2 protein-coding genes are annotated in these 635 nt (G+C 69.4%); both read left to right on the top strand.

Translation table 11 applies throughout. From position 1 onward, the window contains the following. A partial coding sequence (locus AC1DWF_RS35715; protein WP_476843187.1) for a DinB family protein occupies positions 1-358 on the top strand: 358 nt, incomplete at its 5' end. Then, positions 355-635: hypothetical protein (locus AC1DWF_RS35710; protein WP_476843186.1), on the top strand; the 281-nt coding region annotated here is incomplete at its 3' end. The genes AC1DWF_RS35715 and AC1DWF_RS35710, both read left to right, overlap by 4 nt.

The raw sequence follows: 635 nt of genomic DNA, 5'->3' as shown, positions 1-635 counted from the left end.
CGGCCACGCCGCCTTCGCCAATCCGGCGCCCTGCGCCACCCTCGCGGAGCTGCGGCGCGAGCAGGCGGCTGTGGACAACCGGCTCATCGCCTGGTGCGAGGCGCTGGACGATCTCGGCCATATCGTGGAGATTCATCGCGGCAGCCGCATCCAGCGGGAGCGCGCGGACCGGCTGCTGCTCCATCTCTTCGAGCACGACATCCACCATCGCGGMCAGGTSCACGCSATGCTSTCCGGAACCAGCGTGAAACCCCCGCAGCTCGACGAGTTCTTCTCCGTCGGCGAAGCGCATCTGCGCGCGGAGGAATTCGCCGAGCTCGGCTGGACGGAACGCGACATCTGGCCGGACCAGGCGTGAGCCGCGTCCTCTTCACCCTCGGCGGCTATTCCGAGCTGCCGGAGGGGGATTCCTCCTGGCGGGTGATCCGCCGGCGCCGCGATTTTTCCGGCGTGGAGAAATCGGTGGCGGTCTTCGAGCGCGAGGCGGCCGGGCTGACGCCGGGCTTGTGCCTGATTCTGGTGGACCCCGAGCGCAGGCTGGTGCTGCGCTGGGCGGGCACAGGCGATCCGCTCGTCGCGCTGCGGAACCAGGCTGGTCTGGATGGGCTTTCACTGGCAGAGCCGGAAGCGCCCAA

This window comes from Aminobacter sp. P4_D5 (genome assembly GCF_056401815.1).
The sequence above is the reverse complement of the archived record's forward strand: the minus strand, read 5'-3'. Positions and strand labels throughout refer to the sequence as shown.